The sequence below is a fragment of the Halopseudomonas pachastrellae genome (assembly GCF_900114765.1).
GTDB lineage: Bacteria > Pseudomonadota > Gammaproteobacteria > Pseudomonadales > Pseudomonadaceae > Halopseudomonas > Halopseudomonas pachastrellae.
Genome location: NZ_FOUD01000010.1, coordinates 114,867 through 137,443 on the forward strand (window position 1 = coordinate 114,867; position 22,577 = coordinate 137,443).

The window sequence follows — 22,577 nt, forward strand, 5'->3', positions numbered from 1 at the left end:
GCTCAGGCGCCCCTGCTGATCAGACGCATGGGGCTCTGGCGCACTACGGCACGGGTACCCCAGACGCCAGCGCAGCCTATCAGCAGTGCAGCCACCAGTGGTGTGAGCAGCCAGAACAGTAGGTGTGGCGACCAGTCCAGCTCAAGTGCAAGACGGTAGAGCGCCCAGGTAGCCAGCTCGGCTGCCACCACGGCCATGACACCTGCCAGCAGCCCCAGCAGCAAAAACTCCAGCCATGTAGCCCGGCGCAGCAGCGCCCGTTCCGCGCCCAGGGTGCGCAGCAGTGCGCCCTGGTACAAACGCTGATCCAGCGTTGCCTGCAGCGCGGCAAACAGCACAGCCAGGCCAGCCAGCAGGACAAAGACCAGCACGTACTCGACCGCCAGGGTGACCTGCTTGAGGATGCCGCGAATCTGCTCCAGCACGGGCTCCACTTCAAGCAATGTCATCGCCGGAAACTGGCGGGTCAGCCCGCGCAGCGATGCACGCTCGCTGGTGGGCAGATGGAAGCTGGTGAGCAGGGTGGCGGGCAGGCCATCCAGCACGCCGGGGGCAAATACCATATAGAAGTTGGGCGTAAAGTTGTCCCACTCGACCTGGCGAATGCTGGTAATGGTAGCGCTCAGGGCCTGGCCCTCGATAACAAAACCCAGCTCATCGCCTAGGCCAACGCCCAGACTCTCCGCCAACTCGGATTCGATCGACACGGCATTGTCCGGCGTGCTGTCGTTCCACCACTGGCCGGCGGTCAACTGGTTGTCGGGCGGCAGTGTGGCAGACCAGGTCAGGCTGAGGTCGCGGTTGATGGCGCGGGTGCCGCGGTCCTGTTCGCCGCGCTGGCCGTCAGCTTCTGCTTCCTTGCTGACCTCCTGGCGCACCGGCTCACCATTGATGCTGACCAGGCGCCCCGGCGTAACTGGGTAGAGGGGCGCGCTGTGCGCACCTATCTGCTCCAGCTGCTCGGCAAAGGCCTGTTGCTCGCTGGGCAGGATATTCAGTGCAAAGTGGTTGGGCGCATCGGCCGGCAGTTGATCCTGCCAGTCGCTGAGCAGCTCCGTGCGCAGAATCAGTACCACCAGCATGCTCATGAAGATCAGGCCAAAGGCGAGAATCTGCGTTGCCGCTGCGGCCGGGCGTTTGAGCAGCTCGCCACTGCCCAGGCGCCAGGCCAGGCTAAGGTTGTGCAGTTTACCGGCAACGCTGCGCAGCAGCAGCCAGGCCAGCAGGCCCAGCACCAGCGCCGCCGCCGCGCCGCCAAAGATCATCGCCAGGGTGATCTGCAGGTCACCGGTAAACTGCCACATCAGCAGGCTGAGCACAGCCAGCGCCAGGCCATAGATCAGCCAACTGCTGCTCGGCATGGGTGCCAGGTCCCGGCGCAAGACCCGCAGCGGGGCGACCTGGCCCAGGCGCAGCAGTGGCGGCAGGGCAAAGCCGAGCAGCGCACAGAGCCCGGTTGCGCCGCCGACCAGCAAGGGCGTCAGCCCCGGCTCGGGCAGGCTGCTGGGTAGCAGCTCGCGCAGCAACTGCAGCAGCCCCCATTGGGCAAACCAGCCAAAGGCCAAACCCAGTGCAGTGGCGAGCGCGCCCAGGTACAGCAGCTGAAACAGAAACAGCCGCATCACCTGCCGGCGTGACAGCCCAAGGCAGCGCAGCATGGCGCTGGTATCGAAATGGCGCAGGGCAAAGCGGCCAGCCGACAGGGCCACGGCAACGCCGGCCAGCACCACCGCAGCGATACTGGCCAGCCCCAGGAACTGATCCGCTCGGCCCAGTGCGCGGCCCACCTGACGGTTGCCGTCCTTGACCGAGGTGACCCGCTGGTTGGGCTCCAGGCGATCCTCCAGCCACTGCTGATAGGCGCTCAATTGCTCATCGCTGCCAGCCAGCAGCAGGCGATAACGTACGCGGCTGCCGGGCTGCACGATGCCGGTAGCGTCCAGGTCCTGCAGGTTCATCAGCACGCGCGGCGTCAGGCTGTAAAAGTCGCCGGCGCGGTCCGGTTCATGGGTTAGTAGCGCGCTGATGGTCAGGCTGGCGTAGCCCACCTCCAGCGCATCGCCCACCTCCAACTCCAGCTGGGTGAGCAGGCGCGGCTCGATCCACAGCTCGCCGGCTGCCGGGCCGGTGCTGACCGGCTGCTCGGCCGCAAAGGGTTGCTCGGCAATGCGCATCTGGCCGCGTAACGGATAGGCTGCATCCACCGCCTTGACGCTGGACAGCTGCATGGCTGCATCACTGGCCATGACACTGTTGAAGCCAACCTGTTGGCTGATCTGCAGCCCCTGGCTCTGGGCCTGTTCGGCATAGAGGGCCGGCAGCGGGCTGCCCGAGGAGATCACCAGGTCGGCACCGAGAAACTCGGCGGCCTGACCGGTCATGCTGCGTTCAAGCCGCTCGGTGAAAAAGCTGATGGCGGTGCTGATGGTGACCGCAATCAGTAACGCTCCGAGCAGGACGCGCAGCTCCCCCGCGCGCCATTCTCGGCGCAACAGGCGCCAGGCGAGGCTGGCCAACGGCGCGCTGTTCATACAGCTTGCTCCGCTTGCAGTTGGCCTGCCTGCATGTGCAGGGCACGCTCGCAGCGGGCGGCCAGGCGTTCGTCGTGGGTGACCAGGATCAGCGTGGTGCCGTGTTCGCGGTTGAGGTCGAACAGCAGATCGGTGATCTTCTGGCCGGTGGCGGCGTCCAGATTACCGGTCGGCTCGTCGGCAAACAGAATGGCCGGCTCACTGGCAAAGGCGCGGGCAATGGCCACCCGCTGCTGCTCGCCGCCAGACAGTTGCTGCGGATAATGACTGATACGCGCCTTGAGGCCGACGCGCTCAAGCAGCTCGGTCGCATGCTGACGGGCATCACGACGGCCGGCCAGCTCCAGCGGCAACATCACGTTTTCAACCGCGTTGAGGCTGTCCAGCAGCTGAAAGGACTGGAACACGAAACCTACTTCCAGACCGCGCAGGGCGGCGCGTTGGTCTTCATCCAGTGCGGTCAGGGATTGTCCGGCCAGCAGCACCTCGCCACTGCTGGGCAGATCCAGCCCGGCGAGCAGGCTGAGCAGGGTGGACTTGCCGGAGCCCGAGGCGCCGACAATGGCAACACTGCTGCCGCGCTGAATGCTCAGGTTTACGTCCGAGAGTATCTGCAGTGGCGCTTCCGAGGTGGTGACGACTTTGTTAAGGTGGCGGGCAATTACGACAGCGTCTGACATGGTAACGGGCCTGATGAACGTCTTGAGAAACTGGCTGGGAGGGCTGTTGCTATGTCTGCTCTCCCTGCCCGCAGCAGCACAGGGGATTTTGATCCTCGGTGATAGTATCAGCGCCGCTTTCGGTCTGGAAATCAGTGACGGTTGGGTAAACCTGCTGGAGCGCCGCCTGGAGGCGCAAAACCTGCCCTTTGACGTGCACAATGCCTCGGTCAGCGGTGACACCACCGCAGGTGGTCTGGCACGTCTGCCGGCCCTGCTGGCGCGGCATGAGCCCAACCTGGTGGTGATTGAACTGGGCGGTAACGACGGCCTGCGCGGGCTACCCACCGATAAAATGCAACAGAATCTTGCGGCCATGGTCCAACGCTCCCGCGAGGCCGGGGCAGAGGTGGTGTTGCTTGGCATGCGCATTCCGCCCAACTACGGCGTGCGTTATACCAGAGCTTTTGAACAGGTCTTCCGCGATGTTGCCGAGCAGCAGCAGGTGCCGCTGGTGCCCTTTGTGCTGGAGGGTGTGGCGGGCGAGCCCGAGCTGATGCAGGCCGACGGTGTGCACCCCAACGTAGAGGGGCAGCCGGGCATTCTGGATAATGCATGGCCGGTGATTCGTGACTGGGCCCAGTCGCCACCGCCGGCGGATGAGGTCGACAATTGAGCCTATCCTGGATGGCCAGGCGCTGGTGTCTGGTGGAGCAGGATGAGCAGTTGGATCTTTTTGTTGAAGACTCCAGGCATGTTCATCTGGTGGACATCAACCTGCGTCTGGATGTGCCGCGCGAGCGCACTCTGTGCGCCGACTTGTTGCCGTCTCGGCCGATCTACCGGGAGCTGACGCGAGCCGATTTGCGCACGCTGTGCCCGGCCTGTGTAAGGTTGGCTGACCAGGCGCGCGCAGCCGGGCAGCGACGCACGGTGTCGCGCTCGCGGAGCGAGGCTGCGCCGGTGCAGCAATTTGACTTGAACATGATGCTGAGTGGGAGCTGATGCGGATGAAAGGTCCGATGCTGTTAAAGGGTTTGCTGGCGGCACTGATGGCGGGGCTGGCTACAACGGCGACGGCCAATGATTACCCGATACTGTCTCCCGAGCAGGACATGATCGGCGAGGTCGAGCGTTATCAGGCCGCGTACGAAGACACCTTCGCTGATCTTGGCAGTGTGCGCGGTTTTGGCTACCTGGAGATGACGGCGGCCAACCCCGGCGTCGACCCATGGTTGCCGGGCGCGGGTGTCGAGATCATTCTGCCGGGTGAGCATGTGCTGCCCGAGGGAGTGCGAGAGGGCGTGGTGATCAACCTGCCCGAGTTTCGCATGTACTACTACCACAAGGATGCGCAGCTGGTGTCCAGTTACCCGGTGGGCATAGGCCGCGAGGGCTGGTCCTCACCTATTGGTGAAACGCGCATTTTGCGCAAAGAGGCCAACCCCTCCTGGTATCCGCCCAAGTCCATTCTGGAAGAGCACGCAGCCAACGGCGACCCGTTGCCCTCGGTGGTGCCGCCGGGGCCGGATAATCCCATGGGGCCGTTCAAGATGAACCTGGCAATGAGCGGCTACGTGATCCACGGTACCAACAAAAAGTTTGGCATCGGCACGCGGGTCAGCCATGGTTGCTTCCGCATGCGCAACGAAGACATTACCGAGCTGTTTCCGCAGGTGCCGGTCGGCACGCCAGTGACCATCGTCAACCAGCCTTATAAGCTCGGCATCAAGGACGGTTTGCTGTATCTGGAGGTGCACACTGCACTGGATGAGCACGGCATGCCGTCAACGCTGGATAAGCAGGCGGCAATTCAGCGCTTGCTGGCAGAGCAGCAGGACAAGGTGCGGGGTTTTCGTCTGGACTGGAAGGCGATCAGAGATTTGGTATATGCCGAGAGTGGCATTCCCGGTGTGATTGGACAGCCTATCCGGACCATGTGATCCGGATAGGCTGCAGGTAGCCTTATTACTTCTGGCTAGCCTTTTCGAGCATGCGCAGAGCGCGCTCGTTGGCTTCATCAGCGGTCTGCTGGGCGCGTTGAGCGGCAGCCAGAGCTTCATCAGCCTTGCGGTAGGCTTCGTCTGCACGGGCCTGGGCGCTGGCGGTAGCGTTTTCGTTGGCGGCAACGCGAGCGCTCAGTTCCTTTTCCATGCTGTTGCTGCAACCAGCGGCAACCAGGGCTGCCAGTGCTACGGCGGATACTTTCAGTGCAGTTTTCATAACTTTCCCCTTGTGTAAAAGTTCCATGCTTCAAGAACGCACAGCAGAAGACCCTAGGTGGCTAGATGAGTTCCCTGGGTGTTCTGATGGGCTTTCCCGGCAGGGCTGTTAATAGTAGCAGTTGCTTGCGTACTGAAAAGGGGAGTGGTGCTAATTCTGTTACCAATGAACAACAATAAACTGCCCTGATTGAGCGGTTAAGGTCTTTGTCAGTGTTCGGCCCTGCGCTAATGTAGCCTGCGCTGTTCATTACAAGGATAAAAATAATGCTTGGAAATCTGGGTCTCATTGCCGGCGTGACGCTACTTATCTATCTGGCGTTGCGTGGTATCAACATCTTTATTGCTGCGCTGGTCTGCGCGCTGGTGGTCGCCCTGACCAACGGCATGCTGATCTCGCAAACCTTTCTCGAGTTCTTTCCGTTTGGCCCGCTGGGTGCGTTCACCTTTGCCGGCAAGTTCTTCCTGCTGTTCCTCTGTGGCGCCATTTTCGGCAAGGTGATGGCCACCAGTCAGGCGGCCAAGAGTATTGCGCTATCCATCACTCGCGCCCTGGGCGTGCGCCACACGCTACTGGTAGGCATGGTCGTTTGCGCCTTGCTCACCTATGGCGGCGTAGTGGTGTTTGTCGTGGTCTTCACCATGTATCCGCTGGGTATCACGTTGATGCGTGAGGCCAACTTGCCCAAGCGCCTGTGGGCTGCAGCCACCTCTGTGGGGGCTGGTACCTTCACCATGACGGCGCTGCCGGGTACGCCGTCCATTCATAACGTGATTTCTGCCAGCTCGCTGGGTACCGATCTGTTCGCAGGCGGCTGGATCGGCATTTTTGCTGCTCTGCTGATGGCCGGCCTGGGTATGTGGTACGTGGAAAGCCAGTGGAAGCGCGCCCAGGCGCGTGGCGAGGGGTTTGTCGAGAATGCCCAGGATCGTCGCATGGAGCAGCTTATCGGTGACCCGAATGACGCCCCGGTGTGGTGGATGGCGTTGATTCCGATGGTCGTAGTGCTGGGCTCGATCATGCTGCCTCGCGCTATTCTGGGCATGGCAGATTGGTCAGAGAGCGACGGTATTGTGGCTCGCGTGCTGTTGTTCAGCGCGTCGCAACCGATCATCTGGCCCAGCATTTCGCTGATTCTCGGCTCACTGACCTGCGTGGTGCTGTTCCCTGCGCTGCGCCGTAAAGCGGCTCAAGCCTTTGGGCAGGGCGCTGATGACTCGATCATGCCGCTGCTGAACACGGCTGCCGTCATCGGTTTTGGTGGTGTAGTGACCCAGACCGCCGGTTTTGCCCAGTTTGCCGACTGGATTCTCAACGTTGATCTGCCGCCGCTGCTATCGGTGTTTGCGTCGGTCAGCGTGGTCTCGGCGATTGTCGGCTCTTCTTCCGGTGGTCTGCAGATCTTCATGCAGTCGCTGGGCCCGCATTACATCGAGATGGGTGTTGATCCGGAAATTCTGCACCGTATCGCGGCGATCGCTGCCGGTGGTCTGGATTCGCTGCCGCATTGCGGCGCGGTGATTGCGACCTTCATGATCATGGGTATTACCCACAAGGAAGCCTATCGGGACATCTTTGTTGTCACGGTCGCCGTGCCTGTCATCGCCTGTCTGGCCTCCATTGCCCTGCTGATGTCGCTGGGCATGGGGATGGTCTCCTGAGGCCCATGGGGCACGCGGCGTCGAAAGGGCGCTGCGTGCTCCAGTGCACAAAATTTCATCAGTTGAGGAACATTCCGGCTGATATGGGTCTATAGTGGATGACTCCTCGCTCGGAGTTATATCTGCCTGGGAGACTGACAATGAATATGAACGCCACCGTCCAGCACGATCAGGAAGGCAAGCAGTTCTATATCGCATTGGAAGGTGCACGGGCTTATCTCGCCTACATGGATCTTGGCAAGAAGACACTGGATATCTACCGCACCTTCGTACCCAATGCCCTGCGCGGCAAGGGGCTGGCGGCAAAACTGACGGCACACGCATTGAGCTTTGCCCGTGAGCAGGGTTACACCGTCATCCCTTCCTGCTCGTACGTTGAGCGTTATATGGATCGTCACGCGGCGAACGTTGAGTAGCCCGCAAGACACAACAAAAAACCCGCCAGTTTGGCGGGTTTTTTGTTGTGTGCCGATCAGCGTTGCAGGCGAGGGCGGCGGGGCAGCACGTCCTTGAGTTTGTCACGCATGCTGCGCACGCTCTGTTCAGTGGTTGCCCAGTCGATACAGGCATCGGTCACCGAAACGCCGTACTGCAGCTGCGACAGGTCCTTGGGAATAGACTGGTTGCCCCAGCCGATGTGGCTCTCGACCATCAGGCCGATGATGGAGTCGTTGCCTTCCAGAATCTGATTGGCAACGTTGTCCATGACCAGAGGCTGCAGGCCCGGGTCTTTGTTGGAGTTGGCGTGGCTGCAGTCGACCATGATGTTGCTGGCGATGCCGGCCTTTTCCAGGTCCTTCTCGCACAGGGCGACGCTGACCGAGTCGTAGTTGGGCTTGCCGTTGCCGCCGCGCAGTACCACGTGGCCGTAGGGGTTGCCCTTGGTGGTGACGATGGAAACCTGGCCCTGCTGGTTGATACCCAGGAAGCGGTGCGGGCTGGATACCGACTGCAGGGCGTTGATGGCAACCGAGAGGCTGCCATCGGTGCCGTTCTTGAAGCCGACAGCTGAGGACAGGCCGGACGACATTTCGCGGTGAGTCTGCGATTCGGTAGTGCGGGCACCGATGGCCGACCAGGAGATCAGGTCCTGCAGGTACTGCGGCGAAATCGGGTCCAGCGCTTCAGTGGCGGTGGGCAGGCCCATCTCCGACAGATCGCAGAGCAACTGGCGGCCGATGTGCAGGCCGTCTTCAATCTTGAACGAGTCATCCAGATAGGGGTCGTTGATCAGACCTTTCCAGCCGACGGTGGTACGCGGTTTTTCGAAGTAGACGCGCATGACCAGATAGAGGGTGTCGCTGACTTCTGCAGCGAGCTGCTTGAGGCGCGCGGCGTAGTCCTTGGCGGCCTCGATATCGTGGATCGAGCAGGGGCCGATGACGATGAACAGGCGGTGGTCCTTGCCATCGAGAATGTCGCGAATCACCTGGCGGCTTTCGACGACGGTCGCCTGGGCAGCTTCGCTGAGCGGAATTTTGGCTTTCAGCTGCTCGGGGGTAATCAGAATCTCGTTGGAGGTAATGTTCAGGTCATCAATAGGTAAATCGGCCATCAGTCTTCCCGGAAGTGGTACCGGCCGCGCGGTGCGGCACTATTTTGAGTGCGTCACAGCTTAATCAAGGTTGGCCGCTTAGGCTACCCCGCAGGCCGCTATCGCCCTGAAAAACAAAATTAATTGGCGCACTAAGGTGCGCTTGCAGGGCTATTTTGTCGTGTTGTTGACTGTCTTGCCGGGCGTCAGCCCCTTACCATGGCCGGATACCAATAACAGATCATCCAAATGAGGGTTGTATGGACCAGAACAAACTGCAAATCGGCATCATCGGCACCGGCGCAATCGGCGGCTTTTACGGCGCCATGCTGGCCCAGGGCGGCAACGATGTGCACTTTTTGCTGCGCAGTGAATACGACGCTGTGGTGGAGAAGGGCATTACCATCAACAGCCTGGTCAACGAGCAACTGCATTTGCACCCGGTGCAGGCGTACAAGGATGCTGCTGACATGCCGCCCTGCGACTGGCTGTTTATCGGCGCCAAGTCGACCGCAGGCAACCTGGGCGACATCATCACCCGCGCCGGCAAGCCCGATGCCAAGGTCGTGCTGCTGCAAAACGGCCTGAGCAACGAAGACCAGCTGCGTCCCTTCCTGCCCGACACCATGCATCTGATTGGTGGTCTGTGCTACGTCTGCCTGTTCCGCGAAGGCCCGGGCTTGGTCAAGCACCAGGCCAATGGCATGGTCGATCTCGGTTACCACTCCGGCCCGGCAACCACCGCCGAGGCGCAGCAGGCGCTGCTTAAGGAAGGTGCCGAGCTGCTTGCTTCCGGCAAGATTCCCACACGCCTGCTGCCTGGGGTAGACGAGGCGCGCTGGCAAAAGCTGGTCTGGAACGCACCCTTCAATGGTATTTCCGTGGTGCTGAACTCCGGTACCCAGGCGCTGCTGAAAGACCCGGCAAGCAACAAGCTGATCAAGGAAATGATGGAAGAGGTCATCAGCACTGCCAGGGCCAAAGGCGTCAGCATGCCTGATGGTCTGGCAGACAAGTTGCTGATGGGCACTGGCGCCATGCCCGACTACCAGCCAAGCATGTACCACGACTGGCTGCACAAGCGCCCCATGGAGCTCGACAGCCTGTATGGCGAGCTGCTGCGTCAGGGCCGTGAGGCGGGTTGCAGCCTGCCGAAAATCGAGGCAATGTTGGATCAGCTGACGTTCATTCAGAACCGGTATCTGTCCAATCAATAGGAAGTCCGCATGCCCAGCCAGCTCGGCGACAAACTGGTTATCGCCATTTCTTCAAGAGCCTTGTTTGATCTGGACGATAGCCACGCTGTCTTCGAGCGCGAGGGGCTGGAAGCCTACCGGCTGTATCAGATAGCGCACGAAGACGAGCCGCTGGAGCCGGGTGAAGCCTTTCCGTTGGTGCAAAAGCTGCTGCGCATCAACAGTCTGCTGGAGGGTGACAGCCGGGTTGAGGTGGTACTGATTTCGCGCAATAGCGCCGACACTGGCCTGCGCGTATTCAACTCGATTCAGCACTACGGCCTGGGTATTACCCGGGCCGCCTTTGCTGGGGGGCGCAGCCCCTTTACCTATATCCCGGCCTTTGGCTGTCAGTTATTCCTCTCGACCCACGCCGAAGATGTGCGTGCCACGCTGGATGCGGGCTTTGCTGCCGCAACCATTTTGCCGGCCAAGCGTCGTCCGGAGCAGCGCGACGAACTGCGTATCGCCTTTGATGGTGACGCGGTGCTGTTCTCCGACGAGTCCGAGCAGGTATTTCAGCGCGACGGCTTGGCGGCTTTCCAGGCCAGCGAGCAGGCATCGGCCCATCAGCCGCTGCGCGGTGGTCCGTTTAAGGCGTTTCTTGCTGCGCTCAACCGCATTCAGACCGAGTTCCCCAACGAGCAATGTCCGATCCGCACGGCACTGGTAACAGCCCGCAGCGCGCCGGCCCATGAACGGGTAATTCGCACCCTGCGTGAGTGGAATATTCGTCTGGACGAGTCGCTGTTTCTGGGCGGTCTGGACAAGTCCGAGTTTCTGCAGGCCTTTGGCGCGGACCTGTTTTTTGATGACCAGGAAGGGCATTGTAAGCGGGCGGTGGGTGTGGTGCCCACTGGCCATGTTCCACACGGCATCAGCAACCTCAAATCGTCCTCTTCTGCCTGATAATGTCGCAGCTGTGCGACACAGTGCAGTATTTCGTTCCGTTGCTGGAATTTATGGACTAACCTAACTGTCAGAACAGGCGATCTGGTTATAAGCGCTTATCGCGCTGCCGCGCCAGCCAAGCCGCCACCGGGCTTGGATCGATAGAGGAAGCATTCATGAAGCTGCAGCAGCTGCGCTATATCTGGGAAGTGGCCCACCATGACCTGAACGTGTCCGCCACTGCCCAAAGTCTCTATACCTCTCAGCCTGGCATCAGCAAGCAGATTCGCCTGCTTGAGGACGAGCTGGGCGTGGAAGTGTTTTCTCGCAGCGGCAAGCACCTGACTCGCATCACGCCGGCCGGTGAGCGCATCATTGCGACCGCGGGCGAGATCCTGCGCAAGGTCGACAGCATCAAACAGATTGCCCAGGAGTTCAGTAACGAGCGCAAGGGCACGCTGACCCTGGCAACCACGCACACGCAGGCGCGTTATGCCTTGCCGCCGATCATTCAAAAATTCATCAAGAACTACCCGGATGTCTCGCTGCACATGCATCAGGGCTCGCCGATGCAGATATGTGAAATGACCGTGGACGGCACCGCCGATTTTGCCATCGCCACCGAGGCGCTGGAGCTGTTCGCTGATCTGGTGATGATGCCGTGCTATCGCTGGAATCGCTGCGTTATCGTGCCCAAGGGGCACCCGCTGACGCAGCTGTCGTCTTTAACCCTGGAGACGCTGGCAGAGTGGCCGCTGGTGACTTACGTGTTCGGGTTTACCGGGCGCTCCAAGCTCGATGAGGCTTTCAGCAATCGCGGGCTGTCGCCCAAGGTGGTATTTACCGCCGCAGACGCCGACGTGATCAAAACCTACGTGCGGTTGGGACTGGGGGTTGGCATTGTGGCGCACATGGCAGTCGACCCGGTGACAGACCCGGACCTGGTGGTGATTGACGCCAGCCAGCTGTTCGAGTCCAGCGTGACCAAGATCGGCTTTCGCCGTGGCACCTTTCTGCGCGGCTACATGTACGAATTTATCGAGGCATTCGCGCCGCATCTGACGCGCGAGATGATTGACCAGGCGCTGCTGTGCAGCAACAAGGTAGAGCTGGAGGCGTTGTTCGACGGGGTAGAGTTGCCGACCCTGTAACACAGGGCCGGCGCTGCGTCAGCTGCGGGCAATCAGGTTGCCGGCGTGCAGACCGCATTCCTTCTTGGTGGACTCTTCCCACCACCAGCGGCCTTCGCGCTCGTGCTGGTTAGGCAGCACGGGGCGGGTGCAAGGCTCGCAGCCAATGCTGATGAAACCTTTCTCATGCAGTGGGTTGTAGGGAATCTCCAGCATGCGGATGTAGTTCCAGATGTCCTCACTGCTGTAATCGGCCAACGGGTTGAACTTGACCAGTTGGTGCTCCGGCGTCGAGAACGCGGTGTCCAGCTGAATCACCGGTACGTCGGCGCGGGTGGGGCTTTGATCTTTGCGCTGGCCGGTAATCCAGGCGTCGACTGTGCCGAGTTTGCGGCGCAGTGGGGCAATTTTGCGCACGCCGCAGCAGCCACCGTGACCATTTTCGTAAAAGTCGAACAGTCCGTTTTCACGGACGTACGCTTCCAGCTCCTGGTGATCGGGGGACAGCACTTCAAGCTGAATACCGTAGTGCTTGCGTACCTGCTCCAGGAACCGGTAGGTCTCGGCGTGCAGGCGGCCGGTGTCCAGGGTGAACACCTTGATCTGGGGGTTGATTTTCCAGGCCATATCCAGCGCGACGATATCGTCGGCGCCACTGAATGACAGCCAGAGATTGTCGAACTGGCCGATTGCCAGTTCCAGGATCTGCTGGGGCGACTTGCTGGCGTACTCGCTGGCCAGTTCGTCGATGTCGAAATTACTCATTGCATCAGGCTCTCAATCCGGCGGTGGATCGGTGTGCCACCGTTTCTGGTTTCAGGCGGGCAGTCTAACAAAGGGCGTCTTAGTCCATCCTCTTTTATTTGGTTATATTTTTATGCCTTTTTACGAGGTTGCTTGGCGCTTCTCGTGTCCTTCTCGTTGCGCCTGACAGCGCTTGCCGGTAGATTGTGCGCCAGCCTCAACTATTGAAACTCAGGAGTGTCGCGTGGAAATTGCTTGCCTTGACCTGGAGGGCGTACTGGTCCCGGAAATCTGGATTGCCTTTGCCGAGAAGACCGGCATCGAGGAACTGAAGGCAACCACCCGTGATATTCCAGATTACGACGTGCTGATGAAGCAGCGGCTGTCCATTCTGGACAAGCACGGCCTCAAGCTGTCGGACATCCAGGAAGTGATCGCCACGCTGAAGCCGCTCGAAGGTGCCGTCGAGTTTGTTGACTGGCTGCGCGAGCGCTTTCAGGTCGTGATTCTGTCTGACACCTTCTACGAGTTCTCTCAGCCGCTGATGCGTCAGCTCGGTTTCCCGACGCTGCTGTGCCACCGCCTGATCACCGATGAGAACGACCGCGTTGTCGACTATCAGCTGCGTCAGAAAGACCCGAAGCGTCAGTCTGTTATCGCCCTGAAGAGCATCTACTACCGCATTATCGCCGCCGGGGACTCCTACAACGACACCACCATGCTGTCTGAAGCGCATGCCGGTATCCTGTTCCACGCGCCGGACAATGTGATCCGCGAGTTCCCGCAGTTCCCGGCGGTGCATACCTATGAAGACCTGAAAAAGGCCTTTATTGCTGCCTCCAACCGCGAATTGTCGCTGTAACAACGCGCTGATCCGCGTGCTCGGTGGTGGTCTGCGCCGAGTCAGAGCCTGTTGATGCTCCCCAGCATTAACAGGCTTTTTTCATTGGCTTGTCCGCCTAAGCGGCAAGCATCCTGCGGCCCATCGCGGCCAGGGCCACCAGCGCCGTAGCGGCTGGCCGAATACCTCTCTTAATTCACTCACGCTGCTGGTTCGCTGTGCCGGCTCGAACGCGAGTGCCCGCCGTAGTGCTGGCCAGCAATGGGCGGGCAGGTTCGCCGGCTTTTGCAGGCTGCTGTACTGATCCATGCGCATTGCCTGACGCGCCGTCAGGCGGCTGAATGGGTGATGACCGCTGGCAAGCTCGTAGAGTACGCAGGCCAGCGCATAGAGGTCAGTAGCAGGGCTGAGGTCGCCACCATCAAGTAGCTCGAGTGCCGCGTAGCGCGGTGTCCAGGCCGCCAGGCGCCGGCGCGAGAGCCGTGGCAGGCGGCTTAACAGCCCCTCGTTGCCCTGGCCGAGGCCAAAGTCGAACAAGCGCACGTCATTGTCGCAGAGCATTACGTTGGTGGGCTTGATGTCGCCATGCAGCACACCGCGCTGGTGCGCGTGCTGCAGTTCATCAAGCAGCGCCAGCGCCAGGGGTTGCAAGTCATTCCAGGGTAGCCCCTGAGGCTGGGCGGCGATGATTTGGTCCAGCGTTGGCCCGGCCAGCAGCTCCAGGGTCAGGAACGCGCGCTGGCTATGCGCATCTACGTGGAAACTGTGAGGGCGCACGATATGGCGGTGGTGCAGGCGACTGGTCAGAGCAAACTCGCTGTAGAGCAGGGCGTTGGCGTCGGGGTGGCGGGAGAAGGTGTCGTTCAGTGTTTTCAGCGCAACCCAGGGTTCCGGGTCGCCAAATTGTTCGCGCACCAGATCACGTGCCCGATAAACCGCGCCCATGCCGCCGACACCAAGCAGCCGTTCGATGCGATACCGCTTGCCCATCAGCTCTGGTAGATCACTCGGGGTCTGTAAGGGGGCGCCTGCCGGCGCAGTTATCTGGTTCACGTTGGGCTCGTCGCGGCTGTGGGACGGATGACAATAGCGCTGAGGTTGTCGCTGGCGGGGCCTTGCAGGGCAAGGGTAAATAGCTGTTCGACGCTGGCTTGCGCTGTCGGCAGCTGCAATGACTGGGCAAGTTGCCTGACGCTCAGGCTGCGATACAGGCCGTCGCTGCAGAGCAACAGGCGGTCATGAGGCTGTAGCGTAAATTCGCTGACATCCAGGCGCAGTACCTCGTGTGCTCCAACGGCGCGGGTGAGTGCCTGTGCGTTGGGGTGACGTGCTGCCTGGCTGGCGCTGATGTTGCTATTGCTGATCAATTGCTGGGCAAGAGTGTGATCACGCGACAGCAGGTATAGCTTTTTCTGACGCCACAGGTAACAGCGGCTGTCGCCGGCCCACAAACAGAGCGCACGCCGTCCCTGGGCGAGAACGGCCACCACGGTGCTGCCGCTCAAGGGGGCGGGGCCGCCAGCGCACACTGTCATGTCCTGCGTCAGACGATGGTTTACCTGGTGCAGGGCCTGACGAACCCGCCGCTGGTTCTGGTCAAGATTGCTCCCCAGCGGCAGGTCCGCCAGTTGTTCCACGATCAGCCTGCTGGCCAGGGCGCCATTCTGATGGCCTCCCATACCGTCGGCAACAGCCCAGAGGCTGCCCGGGCGCCGGTCAAGCAACGCGTCTTCATTTCGTTTGCGCACCTTGCCGACGTGGGTTTGACTTGCGCTGTCCCAGTGGATCATAGGTGCGCGGGCAGGGCGAAGCTGCGCAGCAGGTCCGGGTCAAAGGGGTTGGGCGCTCGCTGGCTGTGCAGCAGGTACTGTGCCCGCATGCCGCCGATGCTGGCCCGCAGCAACAAGGCGTCGCGTTCTTCCTGTCGCTGGATGTCTATGCGGTCCAGCAGACGGAACAGTGACCAGGTGCCGGCTTCCTGTTGCAGCCCCAGGCGTCGACCGCCCAAGTCTTCCAGTGTCAGGCTGATACGTTCGCTGCCTTCGGCAGCGGGCCAGCGAAAGGCACTGGCGACGATGGGGCCGTGACGATATTCAAGTTGCTGGGGCCCATAGTGGAAGCTCGCACGGCCCAGGCTGGCGTCCAGCGCGTAGGGCTCCAGCCGGAACTGCACACCGGGCTCGAAGGGGTCATCGGCAAAGAACCCGGCACGGATGGCCTGGGCTCGCCCCAGCTGGGTCAGCAGTGCGGAGGACAGCGGCAGGCTGCGTCCGTCCAGTGAGCGCAGGCGGTAGCGGCCGTCGCGCTGAATCACGAATGGCTCTAGGTAGCTGGCGACAAACTGCTCGACGGTACCTTCCTGTTGGAAAAACCGACGAAAGTCGTTCAGCTCAACGTCTCGACTGCTGTCGGCGCTGAACGGATAGCGCTGGGCGAACGCGCTGCGGTAGACGCTGTACAGGTCGGTGCGGTAACGCTGATTCAAATAACGTCCGGCGTCGGCCAGCACCTGGCCCCAGGCGTCTGACGCGAGTTGGTTGATCCAGCCATTGAGGGGCGCGGGCAGGGCAGCGGCGGCGTCACGAGTGGCGCTGATCGCATCGGCCTGATGCTGCATGCGCTTGCGTGCCATCTCAAAGGCCAGCTGACCGCTGTCGCCACTGTTGTAGAGCTGCGCCAGCTGCAATTGCAGTTGAGTCAGCGCTTGCTGGCTTTGCAGCAGTACCGCAGTGGGGTTGCCGTCGTTGTCGATCAGGCCATGCAGGTCGGCGAACTGTTGCTGGAGGGCCTGCTTGGCGGGGCTGGCTGGCGCTGCGTGGTCAAGCTGAGGGTCTATCAGCCGAGTGTGTTCACGCAGCTGTTGCAGCAAGAGCAGCTGTGGCGCGCTGCTGGCACTCAGGGCCGACAGATCGCTAACCGCTCGGCCGTTGCGTAACGCCGCCATGCGCAGGGAGGCCAGTGCGCGTACCCACTGGTCGGTGTAGTCCTGAAAGTACAGCGCCTCCACCTCGACCAGCAGTTGGCGTTGCTCGCTCGGCGTCAGCTGGCTGCGATTGCCCAGCACCCAGTTGTCTTCCAGCAGGCGCTCGATCAGCGCAGGCCCCTGCTGCTGAAACAGGCTCTGATAGCCGGGCCGGGTGTAAAAACCGGGGATGCTCGTTGGGCGGCTGGCCAGTAGCTGATGATCGGTGCCCAGCTGGTTGTCCAGACGATAGGTTGGCAGCGCGCGAGCCTGCTCGCGCAGCAGGCGGTAGGTCAGCTGCGCAAGCGACTCCTGTTGCAACTGATCACGCACCCTGGTTATCAGTTCCTGATCGGCGGCAGCGGGTTGCCAGGGCAGTGCCAGCAGACGTTCAAGGTGGGCGTTGAGTTGTGCCTGGACATCGCTCTGTTCGGGGTAGCGATGTTGCCATTCTTCGCTCATCCACTGCTGCAGATAATCCGTATCCAGGCGCTCTGGCTGGCTGAGCATGAGGTAGGCGCGCAAATGACCAATCAGTTGCTGACGGTCGGCGTGGGCGCTGCGCAGGCGCGCCTCCAGCTGCCGGGTCATCAGCGGCAGCAGGTAATCGCGTAACGCTTGCTGGTAGTGGCGTTGTACTTGCGGCAGAACCTCAGGTGCCTGCTCTAACATCAGGCTTCGAGTGAGGGCGCGGTCGTTGCTTTCTGGGTGTACCAAGGTGGCCGCATAGCGGGTATCGAGCTGCTGCAGCAAGGCGGTGATGCGGCTGTGCGCCTGTATTTGCGGCGTGCTCGGCAGAAAATGCTCTGCCAGGTTGGCCAGTTGCGACAGTCGCTCGCTTTGCTGATGATACGCCCAGCTCCAGCCGACGGCGCAGCAGGCAAGCCCGACAGCGGCCAGGCCAAACCCGATGCGCTGGCGGCGGCGCTGGCGTTGCTCGCGGCTGGCATCGAGTGTTACCTGGTGCGGGTTGCCCAGGATGATCTGCTCGAACAGCTCGGTGACAAAACCCGCTTGCCTGGTCGGGCCGGGTGCATATATCAGACTATCCTGCTCCGACTGGCCGCTGCAGGTGAAGTACATCCCCTGCAGACGCGAGCCTGTTTGATAGCGACTGGCGCTGAAGGTTTGTTCGATAAAACGCTGCACGGGGCCTTCAAGGCGCGCCAACTGCCAGGGTAAGTCGAGCAGTCGCCCGCGGCGTGAGGGGGCCCGTTCCTGATGCAGACGGGGGAGCATCTGCGCGTTCAGGCGGCCCAGCAGTGCAGCGTAGGCCTGCGTGCGTTGGTCTGAATCGGCCTGCGAGTCATTGTCCAAGCGCAGGCCGAAATGCTGCTGACGCTGCTCGGCCGGGAGCTGCTCCAGCAGCTCGGGTAACCCCGGAATCAGGTCGCTCTTGCTGATAAGCAGATAGACCGGCAAGTCTAGACCAAGTTGACTGCGCAGCTCGCTGAGGGCCTGGCGCAGGCGCCGCGCGAGATTGTCCAGCTCCAGATCGTGTCCTTGCTGCAGCAGGTCCACCGGCAAGGTGATGATGACGCCTGTCAGTGCCGGCTGGCGCCGTTGGCGCAGCAGGGACATCAGGGCCTGCCACTGCGGCGCCGGCTGGTCACTGTCGGCCTCGGGCAGGCAGTGGCCACTGCAGTCGATCAGCGCGCCTGCGCGGTGGCAATGCCATTCGACCGGACTGATGCCTGCGCTGCCGTGTGGGGCTTCTGCGGTGCTGCAGAGCAGCTGTAAGTCAGGTTGCGCGAGCAGGCTGCTTCTTCCCGCGCCCTGTGGGCCAATGAGCAGGTACCAGGGTTGCTTGCGACGCTGGTTGGCGCTCACGCCAGCCTGTTGCAACTGCTGCTGGGCGAGGATCGCGCGTTGGTGCAGTGCCAAGTGTACGTCCACCTGCTGCTCGCGCTGTTGCTGCTGCTCGGCTGTTGGCGGCACGGGCTTGGGACGCTTGCGCCAATAGCTGATTGCACGCCAGAGCAGCCATGGGGTTGCCAGCAGAGCGATGGTGCCGGCACGACTCCAGCGACTGCTCCAGATCGCGTGGCCGTTGACCGAGATCATCGGGCCAAGCGTCCAGACCAGCAAGCCGAGCAGCATCAGCACCAAGGCAGACCAGCCAGCAGGAGAGCGAAGCACGCCCAGCAGGCGCGAAAAAACGGGGTTCATTGATGCGTCTCCTGGGTACTGTATTGCTGCAGGGTGCTTTGGTGTTGCTGATCCAGCGAGCTGCTGAAGGCGACATGCAGCAGCGTCATGCCAGCGAGTGTGGCGCTAATTAGCAACCAGGCTGGCAAGGGGCGTCGCAGCGATTGGTTGTTTGCATCAGTGACAGCTGGCTCGGACAGTCGCGTATCGGGCACCTCGCGGTAGCGTTGGAGCTCCCGGTACAGGCGCTCACTGATCTCGGCCAAGGCTGTTTCGCCTCGGGGTTGCAGGCGATAGCGCCCCTGAAAGCCAAGGGCAATGCACACGTACATCAACTCCAGTACGTCCAGATGTCTGCCCGGGTCGCGGTGCAGGCGCTCCAGCAGGACAAAAAACTTTTCGCCGCCAAAGGTTTCCTGGTGAAAGAGGGCGAGCAGGCTGTGTTGTGACCAGTCACTGTCGTTGCCCCAGCGCGTAGCAAGAATCGCCTCGTCGAGAACGGTGCAAAGCACGTAGCGGGCAGCGTGGCGGCTGGTTTGCTCGATGTTGTGGTCCTGGCACTGCAAGTCAAAGTGTTGAATGCCGGCGCGTAGCGACTCACGTAGCAGCTCCGGCCGTTCCTGTGCAGCGTCGGATTTGAGGTGCACCAGTTCGCTGAACAGGGGCGCAGCCAGGGCCAGCAGCGTGTTGGGGCCGTGGGCGTCGATCAGCAGCGAGCTATTGCCCGGTGGCAGCGACAGGCGCTGTGCCAGTGGCGGCGGGCGCAGCGCGGGGTCATAGTCTGTGAGCGGGCTATCGGCTGACCAGGCGTCGTCCTGGGCGAGGATCACGGTCCTGTCGTCATCTCGGGATGCCATGGCGTGCATGCGTCAGCTCCTGATGGCCCAGAAGGCCAGTTGCAGATTGCTCAGCTCGCCCGCAGCGTGAAAGGCGAAGCCGCCGGAACTGGCCAGCTGCGCGCGTTCATCGGCGCTGAGTTCCAGGGCGAAGTAGATGCGATCGTTGTGAAAGGGCAGTTGTCTGGGGGCAACCGGCAACGCGCGGACGCGGATGCCGGGCAGGTGCAGGTTGACCAGTTGGCGAATCTGCTCCACGGCACCGATTTTCAGGTGGGTGGGCAGGCGCTTGCGCAGGGCATCGCCGTCGCAATCAGCCTTGGCCGCCAGCACAAAGAGTGCGCCATCAAGCAGGGCCGGGTCGCTGATGGGCGCCACCCGAATGCCGTATTGCCGTTGCTGCAGCGGCAACTCCAGGGCATGTTGCTCCAGCACCATGGACAGGCTTTGGCGCAGGGCGCGCATGAGTTGCCGGTAGCTGGCGCCCTGATCGCTGTGTTGGTAATGCAGGTCGGCTGGCGGGCGCTTGCTGTCGCAGCTGAATGTGGACAGTTCGCCGAGCAGGCTCAGCAACAGGTTGAACAGTGTTGCCGGTGGGGTGTGGCTGCCGCTGCGCAGTTGACGTAGCAGCGGCTCCTGACGGTTAAGCAGTTGCAGCATCAGCAGGTCGCCCAATTCGGCGCTGGCAGCTGTGCCGCGGCTGCGCAGTCGTTCGGCCAGGGCATCGGCGCGGTGCTGCACCAGGCTGATGGACTCCTGCAGGCATTTTTGCAGATAGGGGCTGTCCTGGCAGTGGAGGTAGCTGGCGACCAGCTCGTCATCCAGCCGGATGTTGCCATCGCTGCTGCACTCCTGTACCTGACAGAGCCGCAGGCGAACCAGGGCCTGATCGTCGCCGGCATCGCCCAGCACCAGACGGAAGGCCGGCTGAGCGACGCGTACAGTGGCGCTGAGGCCGGCACCGGTGTTGGCATCGCTGATCTCGTGATCGGTGCTGAGATAGCGGGCCAGTGGCGCGTCGCCTGCCGCTTGCTGCACCTCATGGTGGCCCGGGCTGGTAAGGGGCAGGGCCAGATAGACGGGCGTGTTCAGCGTGCCGGGTGGGATGTCCAGCGCGAGGGGCTCGGCACGCTGTGCAAGGTCAAACAGGCTGCCATCAGGCAGCATGCCGGCAGCGTTGCTCAGCACGATCTTGCCGAGCGCGAGGAACTGGGTATCTAGCTCAAGCCGAGTGAAGCCCCAGGCGTGGGCGCGCAAGCCGCTGGTTCTGCGTGTGAGTTGTTCGTCGTAGTAACGGTCATGTTGCTGAAAGTGCTGGGGGCGCAGGAGCATCCCCTCGTGCCACACCACGTTGAGGGTTTGCATGTCAGGGTTCTCCGGTGGTGTGGCGTTGGCTGATGCCGTGCTCATCGAGCGCCAGCGTGAACTGGTTACGTGCGCCGGGCTGCACGTCCAGGCGGATACGCCAGCGGGTGTTGGGCAGGTCCCGGTAGGCGGCGATCAGCCCCAGATGTCTTGCCTCAGCGCCCGCAGCAATTTTGAAGTGACGCTGCTCGCCCGGGCGCAGCTCAAGCTCCTGTAACGCGAGCAGGTCAGGGGAGAGGATCTGCTGCGGTCGCTGCTGCAGGGCAAAAAAGTCGGCTTGCTCAAAAGCCACCGGGTGGCGCAGTTCTACCAGTTGCAGCACGACGGGCGAGGGGCGGCCATGCAAGTCCGGGTTAAGCGCGTCGGTGGCGCTGATCTGCAGGTCGATCTTGGTCATGTCCGAATAGGGGGACAGCAAGCTGCAGGCACTCAGCAGGCAGGCTGTCAGTGCAAGGAGGAGTCGATGCATGGGCTTATCCGAAAGGGTTGTGGTGGAGGCTGTTGAGCAACTGGTGCTGCTCCTGGTACGCCTCTTTGAAGGCGTGCTGGCAACGCTGTTGCAGCGGCCCTGCTTGCTGGTACTGCTGCTGCAGGGCTCGCCAGCGAGCGCCGTCGGTACGCAGCCTGGCTGAGCCGATCAGTTGGGCGGGTGCCAGGATCACCGGCAATTGGTCGCACAGCCGGTTACCTGCCTGCTGGATCGCCAGTTGATGGGATCTGAGCTGACGCCAGGCACTGCGCAGCAGCTCTTCGCCATCGGCGGCGCCAAGCAACTGCTGCATCGCCGTGACGGCATCGGTACTGTCGCTGAGTGGGTGACGCGTGGCGCTTGCCTGTAACTGAGCGGCGCTGTGTTGCTGTGCATGCAGGCTGTGCTGCAGTTCGGCGACGGCGCTGCGCAACAGGCCAATAGCGCGGCGGCTAAGTTCGGTGGCCTGGGCCGGTGAGGCAGGCTGCAGGCCAAGCTGCTGGCACAGCTGCTCGGCCAGCTCTGCGTCGGCAGCAGGCTGTGGCGTTACCGGTAACTGGGTGCGGGGCAGGCGGACATGCTCTGCTTCCACCGGGTGGTGCTCTGCACTGGTCACGGGTAAGGGTTCAAGTGCGGGTGCCTGCAGCCACTCGGCCAGGGGGTCGTCATTGTCAGGGTCGTTTTCATCCAGCGTGAGAAAGGCATCATCGGGGATCAGCTGATGGGCACCGCTTTGGGTAACCTGTTGCAGCCGTGCGCGTACCTGCATGTCACCCAGACAGTAAATCTGCCCGTGTTCTATGCGTTCAGGCTCGCCTTTGGTCAGGCGACGGCCATCGCTTTTGATGTGGATACCGTTGCTGCTGGTGTCGGTGAGATAGAAAGCCTCGTCGCTGTAGCTGACCTGGGCATGACGGCCGGAGATGATGCGCTGGCGATCAGGCAGCACCCAGTCGCAGTCGGCGGCGCGTCCAATGACGCCGCCGGCCTGACGGAACAGCCGAGTAAGCGCGGGCTCCTGTGTTGAAGGCGGTGGGTAGATTACTTCCAGCATCAGCTCCATGCGCGCTTCTCCTCGGCCAGCGGAGAGGCACCAGGGGTGTTCAGGGGCTGATACTCATCATCATCGAAGCGCAAATTACTGCTGCATGCGCTCAAGGCAAAGGCGGCAGCCAGCAGCAGGGCGTATTTGACCGGCGTGGGGGCAAAGAAGGGTAGACGCATTACAGAATCCATCAGGTGCTCAACAGAACCCGTCCTGGGTTATTGGTTGAGCTGCAGCAAGGGCTATGCCTGGATTCTTAGTTCTTTTAAATCAAAGAGTTGCGTCAGTCTTTTAACGATGCTT

22 protein-coding genes are annotated in these 22,577 nt (G+C 61.7%); 9 read left to right on the plus strand and 13 right to left on the minus strand.

Annotated features, from left to right (window positions below):
* Positions 1-2 precede the first annotated feature (2 nt).
* A complete protein-coding gene (locus BM116_RS09630; RefSeq protein WP_083724271.1) occupies positions 3-2,531 on the minus strand; it encodes an ABC transporter permease in 2,529 nt (842 codons plus the stop codon).
* Complete coding sequence (locus BM116_RS09635; protein ID WP_083724273.1) at positions 2,528-3,211, minus strand: ABC transporter ATP-binding protein; 684 nt, start codon at positions 3,209-3,211, stop codon at positions 2,528-2,530. Before BM116_RS09635 ends, BM116_RS09630 begins: the two co-directional genes overlap by 4 nt.
* Before the next feature lie 13 nt (positions 3,212-3,224).
* On the opposite strand from BM116_RS09635, the gene BM116_RS09640 reads away from it, so the two are divergent.
* The 3 genes from BM116_RS09640 to BM116_RS09650 are packed head-to-tail and all read left to right on the plus strand — an operon-like array spanning position 3,225 to position 5,133.
* Positions 3,225-3,866 (plus strand): arylesterase, encoded by a 642-nt coding sequence (locus tag BM116_RS09640; protein ID WP_211276240.1) that lies wholly within the window; start codon positions 3,225-3,227, stop codon positions 3,864-3,866.
* On the plus strand, positions 3,863-4,195 hold the full coding sequence (locus BM116_RS18840) for a hypothetical protein (RefSeq protein WP_175494035.1): 333 nt from the start codon (positions 3,863-3,865) through the stop codon (positions 4,193-4,195). The genes BM116_RS09640 and BM116_RS18840 overlap by 4 nt, the downstream gene beginning before the upstream one ends.
* On the plus strand, positions 4,195-5,133 hold the full coding sequence (locus tag BM116_RS09650) for a L,D-transpeptidase family protein (RefSeq protein ID WP_083724279.1): 939 nt from the start codon (positions 4,195-4,197) through the stop codon (positions 5,131-5,133). The genes BM116_RS18840 and BM116_RS09650 overlap by 1 nt, the downstream gene beginning before the upstream one ends.
* Positions 5,134-5,158: 25 nt before the next feature.
* On the opposite strand, the gene BM116_RS09655 is transcribed toward BM116_RS09650, so the two are convergent.
* The gene (locus tag BM116_RS09655; protein WP_083724281.1) at positions 5,159-5,413 is read right to left on the minus strand and encodes an Lpp/OprI family alanine-zipper lipoprotein; all 255 of its coding nucleotides are present in this window, start codon (positions 5,411-5,413) and stop codon (positions 5,159-5,161) included.
* Positions 5,414-5,679: 266 nt separating this feature from the next.
* Here BM116_RS09655 and BM116_RS09660 point away from each other — a divergent pair, with 266 nt between their 5' ends.
* Positions 5,680-7,074 carry a GntP family permease gene (locus BM116_RS09660; protein ID WP_083724283.1) on the plus strand — a complete coding sequence of 465 codons (1,395 nt, stop codon included), beginning with the start codon at positions 5,680-5,682 and terminating at the stop codon, positions 7,072-7,074.
* 140 nt (positions 7,075-7,214) lie between these two features.
* Positions 7,215-7,490: a GNAT family N-acetyltransferase gene (locus BM116_RS09665; protein ID WP_083724285.1), complete on the plus strand. Its 276-nt coding sequence runs from the start codon at positions 7,215-7,217 to the stop codon at positions 7,488-7,490.
* Between the two features lie 56 nt (positions 7,491-7,546).
* Here BM116_RS09665 and BM116_RS09670 read toward each other — a convergent pair whose 3' ends face one another.
* A complete protein-coding gene (locus tag BM116_RS09670; protein WP_083724287.1) occupies positions 7,547-8,629 on the minus strand; it encodes a 3-deoxy-7-phosphoheptulonate synthase in 1,083 nt (360 codons plus the stop codon).
* Between the two features lie 239 nt (positions 8,630-8,868).
* On the opposite strand from BM116_RS09670, the gene BM116_RS09675 reads away from it, so the two are divergent.
* From BM116_RS09675 to cysB, 3 genes are all read left to right on the plus strand, one after another.
* Positions 8,869-9,825, plus strand: a complete 957-nt coding sequence (locus BM116_RS09675) for a putative 2-dehydropantoate 2-reductase (protein ID WP_083724289.1) — start codon at positions 8,869-8,871, stop codon at positions 9,823-9,825.
* A gap of 9 nt (positions 9,826-9,834) precedes the next feature.
* Entirely contained in the window at positions 9,835-10,752 is a 918-nt protein-coding gene (locus BM116_RS09680; RefSeq protein ID WP_083724291.1) for a 5'-nucleotidase, read from the plus strand.
* Positions 10,753-10,910: 158 nt separating this feature from the next.
* On the plus strand, positions 10,911-11,885 hold the full coding sequence (cysB, locus tag BM116_RS09685; protein WP_083724293.1) for an HTH-type transcriptional regulator CysB: 975 nt from the start codon (positions 10,911-10,913) through the stop codon (positions 11,883-11,885).
* A gap of 18 nt (positions 11,886-11,903) precedes the next feature.
* Here the strand turns inward: cysB and BM116_RS09690 are convergent, their stop codons facing one another.
* A complete protein-coding gene (locus BM116_RS09690) occupies positions 11,904-12,629 on the minus strand; it encodes a phosphoadenylyl-sulfate reductase (RefSeq protein WP_083724295.1) in 726 nt (241 codons plus the stop codon).
* Positions 12,630-12,852: 223 nt separating this feature from the next.
* Between BM116_RS09690 and thrH the strand changes: the two genes are divergently transcribed.
* Positions 12,853-13,470: a bifunctional phosphoserine phosphatase/homoserine phosphotransferase ThrH gene (thrH, locus tag BM116_RS09695; protein WP_083724297.1), complete on the plus strand. Its 618-nt coding sequence runs from the start codon at positions 12,853-12,855 to the stop codon at positions 13,468-13,470.
* A gap of 81 nt (positions 13,471-13,551) precedes the next feature.
* Here thrH and BM116_RS09700 read toward each other — a convergent pair whose 3' ends face one another.
* From BM116_RS09700 to BM116_RS18675, 8 genes are read right to left on the minus strand one after another with little or no spacing between them, the layout of a single operon-like run.
* On the minus strand, positions 13,552-14,502 hold the full coding sequence (locus tag BM116_RS09700; protein WP_235846730.1) for a serine/threonine-protein kinase: 951 nt from the start codon (positions 14,500-14,502) through the stop codon (positions 13,552-13,554).
* Positions 14,499-15,239, minus strand: coding sequence for a PP2C family protein-serine/threonine phosphatase (locus BM116_RS09705; protein ID WP_083724301.1), 741 nt, complete (start codon positions 15,237-15,239; stop codon positions 14,499-14,501). The genes BM116_RS09700 and BM116_RS09705 overlap by 4 nt, the downstream gene beginning before the upstream one ends.
* The gene (gene tssM / locus BM116_RS09710) at positions 15,236-18,580 is read right to left on the minus strand and encodes a type VI secretion system membrane subunit TssM (RefSeq protein WP_083724303.1); all 3,345 of its coding nucleotides are present in this window, start codon (positions 18,578-18,580) and stop codon (positions 15,236-15,238) included. Before tssM ends, BM116_RS09705 begins: the two co-directional genes overlap by 4 nt.
* Positions 18,577-19,425, minus strand: coding sequence for a type IVB secretion system protein IcmH/DotU (gene icmH / locus BM116_RS09715; protein ID WP_083724305.1), 849 nt, complete (start codon positions 19,423-19,425; stop codon positions 18,577-18,579). Before icmH ends, tssM begins: the two co-directional genes overlap by 4 nt.
* 3 nt (positions 19,426-19,428) lie before the next feature.
* On the minus strand, positions 19,429-20,760 hold the full coding sequence (gene tssK / locus BM116_RS09720) for a type VI secretion system baseplate subunit TssK (protein WP_083724307.1): 1,332 nt from the start codon (positions 20,758-20,760) through the stop codon (positions 19,429-19,431).
* 1 nt (position 20,761) lies between these two features.
* The gene (tssJ, locus tag BM116_RS09725) at positions 20,762-21,229 is read right to left on the minus strand and encodes a type VI secretion system lipoprotein TssJ (RefSeq protein WP_083724309.1); all 468 of its coding nucleotides are present in this window, start codon (positions 21,227-21,229) and stop codon (positions 20,762-20,764) included.
* Between the two features lie 4 nt (positions 21,230-21,233).
* Complete coding sequence (locus BM116_RS09730) at positions 21,234-22,292, minus strand: type VI secretion system-associated FHA domain protein (protein ID WP_083724311.1); 1,059 nt, start codon at positions 22,290-22,292, stop codon at positions 21,234-21,236.
* On the minus strand, positions 22,283-22,465 hold the full coding sequence (locus tag BM116_RS18675; RefSeq protein WP_139056942.1) for a hypothetical protein: 183 nt from the start codon (positions 22,463-22,465) through the stop codon (positions 22,283-22,285). The genes BM116_RS09730 and BM116_RS18675 overlap by 10 nt, the downstream gene beginning before the upstream one ends.
* Between the last annotated feature and the right edge of the window lie 112 nt (positions 22,466-22,577).

What these genes read in the sequence shown, in the direction of transcription:
- BM116_RS09680 (WP_083724291.1), top strand. Translation starts at nt 9,835, where the DNA reads ATGCCCAGCCAGCTCGGCGACAAACTGGTTATCGCCATTTCTTCAAGA.
- BM116_RS09650 (WP_083724279.1), top strand. Translation starts at nt 4,195, where the DNA reads ATGCGGATGAAAGGTCCGATGCTGTTAAAGGGTTTGCTGGCGGCACTG.
- tssJ (WP_083724309.1), bottom strand. Translation starts at nt 21,229, where the DNA reads ATGCATCGACTCCTCCTTGCACTGACAGCCTGCCTGCTGAGTGCCTGC.
- BM116_RS09690 (WP_083724295.1), bottom strand. Translation starts at nt 12,629, where the DNA reads ATGAGTAATTTCGACATCGACGAACTGGCCAGCGAGTACGCCAGCAAG.
- BM116_RS09705 (WP_083724301.1), bottom strand. Translation starts at nt 15,239, where the DNA reads ATGATCCACTGGGACAGCGCAAGTCAAACCCACGTCGGCAAGGTGCGC.
- BM116_RS09660 (WP_083724283.1), top strand. Translation starts at nt 5,680, where the DNA reads ATGCTTGGAAATCTGGGTCTCATTGCCGGCGTGACGCTACTTATCTAT.
- BM116_RS09630 (WP_083724271.1), bottom strand. Translation starts at nt 2,531, where the DNA reads ATGAACAGCGCGCCGTTGGCCAGCCTCGCCTGGCGCCTGTTGCGCCGA.
- BM116_RS09655 (WP_083724281.1), bottom strand. Translation starts at nt 5,413, where the DNA reads ATGAAAACTGCACTGAAAGTATCCGCCGTAGCACTGGCAGCCCTGGTT.
- icmH (WP_083724305.1), bottom strand. Translation starts at nt 19,425, where the DNA reads ATGCACGCCATGGCATCCCGAGATGACGACAGGACCGTGATCCTCGCC.
- cysB (WP_083724293.1), top strand. Translation starts at nt 10,911, where the DNA reads ATGAAGCTGCAGCAGCTGCGCTATATCTGGGAAGTGGCCCACCATGAC.
- BM116_RS09665 (WP_083724285.1), top strand. Translation starts at nt 7,215, where the DNA reads ATGAATATGAACGCCACCGTCCAGCACGATCAGGAAGGCAAGCAGTTC.
- tssM (WP_083724303.1), bottom strand. Translation starts at nt 18,580, where the DNA reads ATGAACCCCGTTTTTTCGCGCCTGCTGGGCGTGCTTCGCTCTCCTGCT.
- BM116_RS09670 (WP_083724287.1), bottom strand. Translation starts at nt 8,629, where the DNA reads ATGGCCGATTTACCTATTGATGACCTGAACATTACCTCCAACGAGATT.
- BM116_RS09675 (WP_083724289.1), top strand. Translation starts at nt 8,869, where the DNA reads ATGGACCAGAACAAACTGCAAATCGGCATCATCGGCACCGGCGCAATC.
- tssK (WP_083724307.1), bottom strand. Translation starts at nt 20,760, where the DNA reads ATGCAAACCCTCAACGTGGTGTGGCACGAGGGGATGCTCCTGCGCCCC.
- BM116_RS09635 (WP_083724273.1), bottom strand. Translation starts at nt 3,211, where the DNA reads ATGTCAGACGCTGTCGTAATTGCCCGCCACCTTAACAAAGTCGTCACC.
- BM116_RS09730 (WP_083724311.1), bottom strand. Translation starts at nt 22,292, where the DNA reads ATGGAGCTGATGCTGGAAGTAATCTACCCACCGCCTTCAACACAGGAG.
- BM116_RS09640 (WP_211276240.1), top strand. Translation starts at nt 3,225, where the DNA reads ATGAACGTCTTGAGAAACTGGCTGGGAGGGCTGTTGCTATGTCTGCTC.
- BM116_RS18675 (WP_139056942.1), bottom strand. Translation starts at nt 22,465, where the DNA reads ATGGATTCTGTAATGCGTCTACCCTTCTTTGCCCCCACGCCGGTCAAA.